Below are 5665 nucleotides of genomic sequence, written 5' to 3'. Positions count from 1 at the left end.
CCGCCAGGTCATCGGCGGCCACGGACTCGGTCACGGTGTCAGTCACTTGATGTCTCTTCCATGATCATCAATTACACCGGTGAGCGTACAGACCCGGTCCTTGAAGACCCGGCCGGCGGTCTTGTCATCCGCAGGCCGCTCGCCTTCCCAGACAGCCAGGTCGTAGCTCATGCCCGGAGGCTCTCACGCCGCACTGACACACATCTGAGCCGGTCAACAGCACTCGCTCTAGCCAAAAGAAACGACGTCTCAGTCCCCCGCCATGCCGGTCCTCGCAATTCTGGTCACCGGCAGGCTGGTTTATGCTCGCGCCGTTTGCGGCGACGACCGGTCGGCGCTGGTGCGAAGGGGTGGGTGCGCATGCAGAAGAAGCTCTGGGCCTGGGGCGGCGGAGCCGCAGCGGTGGCCGGGGCGGTGGTGGCCCTGGGCGTGTCGGGCGGGGGCGGGGGCACCACCCCCGCGCCGAGAGCCCGTCAATACACGTCCTTCGCGGCCTGCCTGCTCACGGACGCCAGCGGGATCACCGGTCCCCAGGCTGCACCGGTGTGGGCCGGCATGCAGGACGCGTCCCTCGCGACTCACGCCAAGGCCAGCTACCTGGCGGTCGCTGGGCCGGAGACGGAGGCCAATGCGCAGGCCTACGCGAACACCCTGATCCAGCAGCGCTGTGACCTCGTCCTGGCGGTGGGCAAGGCGCCCGCCTCGGCGGTACGGAAGTTGGCGCCGAGTTCGCCCAAATCCCGATTCATCACCGTCGGTTCCGGATCCAGCCTGCACAACGTCGGTTTCATCGCCGCCACTTCAAAGACGCGTACCGCCGTGGCGAGAGCGATGGAAGCCGCGGTCGATGCGTCACCGAAGGAATGAAATTCACCTGTCCGTAACCCTGCCGCTGTCTTTGATTCTCGTTACCCCCAGGTGAATCTAAAGAACAGTCAATGGAGTTCCAACTGATCTAGTACTTACGGCTCCTGATGCTGTTGAGTCAGCCCGCTTGGTGATCATGTGCTGATTCTCGTCAGGAGCTGTGATGCGCTCTCGTCGTTTCCGTCGTTCCGCCCGGCGGATACGCCTGCACCGCAGGGTCGTTCGCGCCGCCACCGTCTTGGTGCTGGCCTGCCTGGCGATGGTGCTGACCGGGGAGTCGGCGGTGGCGGACGGCCGCGGGCTTCCTCCGTTGTCGGTGCCCAGCTTCTCCGACGTGCTGGGCTGGCTGAAGGACCCGGCCTCCCCGCACTGGGGGCATCTGCCGCGCCAGCGGTCCGGGTCCGCCGCCGGGCACAGCCACCACGCGTCGGCGGCCTCGACCCGCGCCCACCGTGGTGTCGGACACAAGCCCGGCCACGGCAGAGGTGAACTTCCCTCCGCCAAGCCCTACACGCGCGAGGTCGCCAAGGGCCCGAGCGCCACCCGGCTCGGGTTCAACGCCAGAACCAGCAGGCGAGTGGCGGCCAAGTCCACCGCGACGTCGAACTACTTCAAGAACGCGGACGGCTCCTACAGCCGCAGCTACTCCCTGCTGCCGGTCAACTACCGTGACTCGGCCGGGGACTGGCAGCCCATCGACACCCACGTCGTGCGCGGTGCGCACGGTCGCTGGGCGGAGAAGGCCAACTCGCCCGCGGCGGACTTCGCCGCCACCGGCTCCGATGCCGCACTGGCCCGCCTGACCATGAGCGGCGGACGGCAGCTGTCCTATGGCCTGTCCGGAGCGAAGCCCGTCGCGCCTCAGGCCTCCGGATCCACCGTCTCCTATCCGGACGTGCTGCCGGACACCGACCTGAACCTTCAGCCGACCGCGACCGGGCTGAAGGAGTCGATCGTCCTCGCCTCCTCCCGGGCGGCCCACTCATGGGACTTCCCGCTCGACCTGAAGGGCCTCACCCCCGTCGAGCTGAAGGACGGCTCGATCGCGCTGCGCGACTCCTCCGGTAAGAACGCTGGCGAAATCCCCCCGGCCTACGCCTACGACTCCCGCGTCGACCGGCATTCGGGCGAGCGAGCCACCACGCACGCCGTCCACTACATCCTGACGATCTCAGATGACCGTCCCGTGCTGCGGGTGACGCTGGACGCGGCGTGGCTGCACGCCCCCGGCCGGGTTTTCCCGGTCACCGTGGACCCCTCGTTCGACAACGAGCAGGCGATCACCACCTATGCCGAGTCGGGCAGTCCCGGCGACCACTCGATGGAGCAGGCCATCAAGGTCGGCTCTTACGACTCGGGCCCGCACTCCGCCGTGTCCTACCTCCAGTTCCCCGGTCTCGGACTGGACGGCTCGCAGGTCTCGGTCTCGGCGGCGTCGCTGAGCCTGTACGACGTGTGGTCCTCGACCTGCACGGCCGAACGGTTCGACGTCGCGCCAGTCAGTTCGGCCTGGACGCCCTCCTCGATCACTTCCTACCCGGGGCCCTCTCACGGTTCGTCGATCGGCAACGCCACCCCGAACACGCCCAACGCGTGCGCGAACAGCAGCGGTGACCTCAGCAAGGGCGACTGGGTGACGGTCACGCTGTCTGCGTCGACCTTCAACACCTGGGCCTCGGCGGCCGGCGCGTCGAGCGACCACGGGCTCGCCGTCTACGCGTCGACCTCGGACGCCCTGCACTGGAAGCAGTTCGGCTCGATCTACGATGTGACGTACTCCCCGAGCCTGATGCTGACCTACACCGGCGCCATGCTGCCGCAGGTGGTCAGCGCCAGCCCGGTGAATAATGCGTCCGTCACCACGCTCACCCCGCAGCTGTCCGCGGTGGCGCACATCGACCCGAACCTGACGACGACCCAGAAGTACGACTTCCAGGTTTACAACACCTCCGGTACGAAGCTCGCCGACTCCGGCAACATCACGGCCAACTACTACAACGTGCCGGCCAACAAGTTGACCTGGGGCAAGGCCTACTACTGGGAAGTGCAGGCCTTCGACGGCACCAACTACTCCCCTGGGCCGCAGTGGCAGCAGTTCACCACGCAGGTGCCCCAGCCGGTGGTCACCTCCGGCCTCTCCCAGAACACCGACGGCCACGGCTACAACCCGGCCGTCGGCAACTACACCACGTCGGCGACCGACGCGAACGTGGCCACTCCGGGCCCGTCCCTGACGGTGATCCGCGACTACAACTCCCGTGACCCGCGCACCGCCGGGGCGTTCGGCGCCGGCTGGTCCAGCGTGTTCGACGCGCGCGCCACCGAGCAGTACGACTCGACGGGCGCCGTGACCGCGGTGTACGTCACCTATCCCGACGGCTCGGCCGTCGGGTACGGGAAGAACTCCGACGGGTCGTTCTCGCCGCCCGAAGGCCGGTTCGCGACCTTCAAGAGCGTGACCGGCGGCGGCTACACGCTCACCGACAAGAACGCCACCATCTACACGTTCACACACCAGCTGGGCTCCGGCGCCTACGGCATCGCGTCGATCACCGACGCCAACGGCCGTGCGGAGAACTTCACCTGGACCGGCACCCAGATCACCGCGATGGCCTCGGCGGTCTCGCAGCGCGCCGTTCACCTGACCTGGAACACCCCGGCCGGCGCGACGAGCCCGCACGTCGCCACCGTGGCGACCGACCCGGTGACCGCGGGGCAGTCCGGGACTGCGCTGACCTGGACGTACTCGTACACCGGTGACCAGCTGACCAAGGTCTGTTCGCCGACGGACACGGCCAACGGTACCGGCTGCACCCGGTACGGCTACACGAGCGCCTCGCAGGAGCACAGCCAGACCCTGGACCTGGACCCGAACTCGTTCTGGCCGCTGTCGGAGGCCTCCGGCACCACGGCCGCGAGCGCCGTCCTGCCCCGCGAGGGCGTGGACAACGCGACGTACAGCAACGTGGCCCTGGGCCAGGCCGGTCCGCTGGCCGGCAGCAGCTCGACCGCCGCCGGCTTCAACGGGACGTCCTCGTACATCCAGCTCCCGGACCTCGGCCTCGGTAACTCCAGCTCCCAGACGATCTCCCTATGGTTCAAGACCGCCAAGGCGACGGCGGGCGTGCTGTTCTCCTCCTCGGACATGCCCGTACAGGCCACGGCGACCGTAGGCGACTTCACGCCGTCGCTGTACGTCGGTACCGACGGCAAGCTCAACGGCCTGTTCTGGTACGGCACGACGACCACGCCCATCACCACGCCGGCCTCCGTGGCCGACAACAAGTGGCATCACGTGGTCCTCTCCGGTTCCTGGACCAAGCAGACGATGTGGCTGGACGGCAGCCAGGTCGGAACCTCGGCCGGCTACGGCTCCTTCGGGTTCACCGGCAACATGCCCTGGCTGTTCACCCACGCCTACCTGGGCACCGGCTACCTCGGATCCACCTGGCCGGACCAGCCGCACCCCAACTCGTCGACCGTCTACGGCACTTACTTCAACGGGTCGATCGCCGACGCCTCCTTCTTCGGGCGCCCCCTGGTCCAGGCGGACGTCACCGCCCTCTACAAGGCGGGTACCACGCCGGCCAGCCTGCTCAGCACAGTTACCCGCCCGTCGGGCAAGACCTACGCGTCGGTGACGTACGACCCCACGACGACGGCCGCCACGCACCTGGTCGACGAGAACGGCGGCTCCTGGTCCATGGCGGCGCCGGCCGTGACCGGATCCAGCCAGGTCTACCGCGCCGCGATTCTGGGCTCAGGGTCCGTCGGCTACTACCGGCTCGGTGAGTCGGCGGGCGCCTCCGAGGCGGTCGACGAGGAGAACTCCGGATCAGGGACGTACGCGAACACGACGCTCGGGGTGAGCGGCCCCTTCTCCGACCAGACGGCGGCATCCTTCAACGGCACATCCTCGTATGTGCAGTTGCCCGTACAGTTGCTACACACCTACACGGAGCGCAGCGTCGAGCTGTGGTTCAAGACCAGCACGCCCGGCGTCCTCGTCGGTGACCAGTCGGTCGCCGTCGCGGGAGCGACCGGCGCCTCCGGCAGCTGGTCCCCGGTCCTCTACGTCGGCAGTGACAACAAGGTCCACGGCCACTTCTGGAGCGGCAGCGGCAGCGGCGGGACCGCCTTCGGTTCCACGAGCACCGTCATCGACAACAAGTGGCACCATGTGATCCTCACCGTGTCGGGCAGCACCCAGACGCTCTACCTGGACGGCAACCAGCAGGGCACCTATTCCGGCGCCCCGAACGACCAGGGCAACAACCACCTCTACATCGGGGCCGGCTTTGCGAAGTCGTGGATCGCCTCGCCGGGCGACGTCAGCTACTTCACCGGCTCGATCGCCGAAGTGACCCTCTATCAGTACGCCCTCTCAGGCGACGACGTGGCCTCCCACTGGGCGGCCGGCCGCAACTCCTCGGGGATGGCCCCGCTGGAGACGGTGCGGGTGACCGACCCCGGCAGCAAGACGGTTACCTACCAGTACGACCCGCTGAACGGCTACCGGGCCGTCGCGCAGATCGACGGCCTCGGCAACAAGACGACGTACGGTTATGACACCGGCGGCTTCGAGCACATGGTCATCGACCCGGACGGCAACATCACGGCGATAGGCCACGATGTGCGCGGCAACGAAGTTTCCAGGGCGACCTGCCAGAACCTCGCCTCCCTGAAGTGCTCGACCACATACACCAGGGCTTCGGCGTAGTCGCCGGGCGTCCGGTTCATGACGGTCTGCCAGGTTGATGCCCAGGGAGAGCGGAACAGGCACGGCTTCCAAGATCAT

At 67.7% G+C, this 5665-nt stretch carries 3 protein-coding genes; 2 read left to right on the top strand and 1 reads right to left on the bottom strand.

What is annotated here, in order from left to right; all coding sequences use genetic code 11:
• Positions 1–42: 42 nt before the first annotated feature.
• Positions 43–171, bottom strand: a complete 129-nt coding sequence (locus ABZ656_RS55880; RefSeq protein WP_360280138.1) for a hypothetical protein — start codon at positions 169–171, stop codon at positions 43–45.
• 189 nt (positions 172–360) lie between these two features.
• On the opposite strand from ABZ656_RS55880, the gene ABZ656_RS55875 reads away from it, so the two are divergent.
• Both ABZ656_RS55875 and ABZ656_RS55870 read left to right on the top strand, forming a co-directional pair.
• Complete coding sequence (locus ABZ656_RS55875) at positions 361–867, top strand: BMP family ABC transporter substrate-binding protein (protein ID WP_360280135.1); 507 nt, start codon at positions 361–363, stop codon at positions 865–867.
• Positions 868–1030: 163 nt separating this feature from the next.
• Positions 1031–5587 carry a LamG-like jellyroll fold domain-containing protein gene (locus ABZ656_RS55870; RefSeq protein WP_360280132.1) on the top strand — a complete coding sequence of 1519 codons (4557 nt, stop codon included), beginning with the start codon at positions 1031–1033 and terminating at the stop codon, positions 5585–5587.
• Positions 5588–5665 lie beyond the last annotated feature (78 nt).

It is taken from the genome of Streptomyces sp. NPDC007095 (assembly GCF_040634475.1).
Taxonomy (GTDB): Bacteria; Actinomycetota; Actinomycetes; order Streptomycetales; family Streptomycetaceae; genus Streptomyces.
Note: the sequence above shows the minus strand (reverse complement) of the source record. Positions and strands in the feature narration are given on the sequence as shown.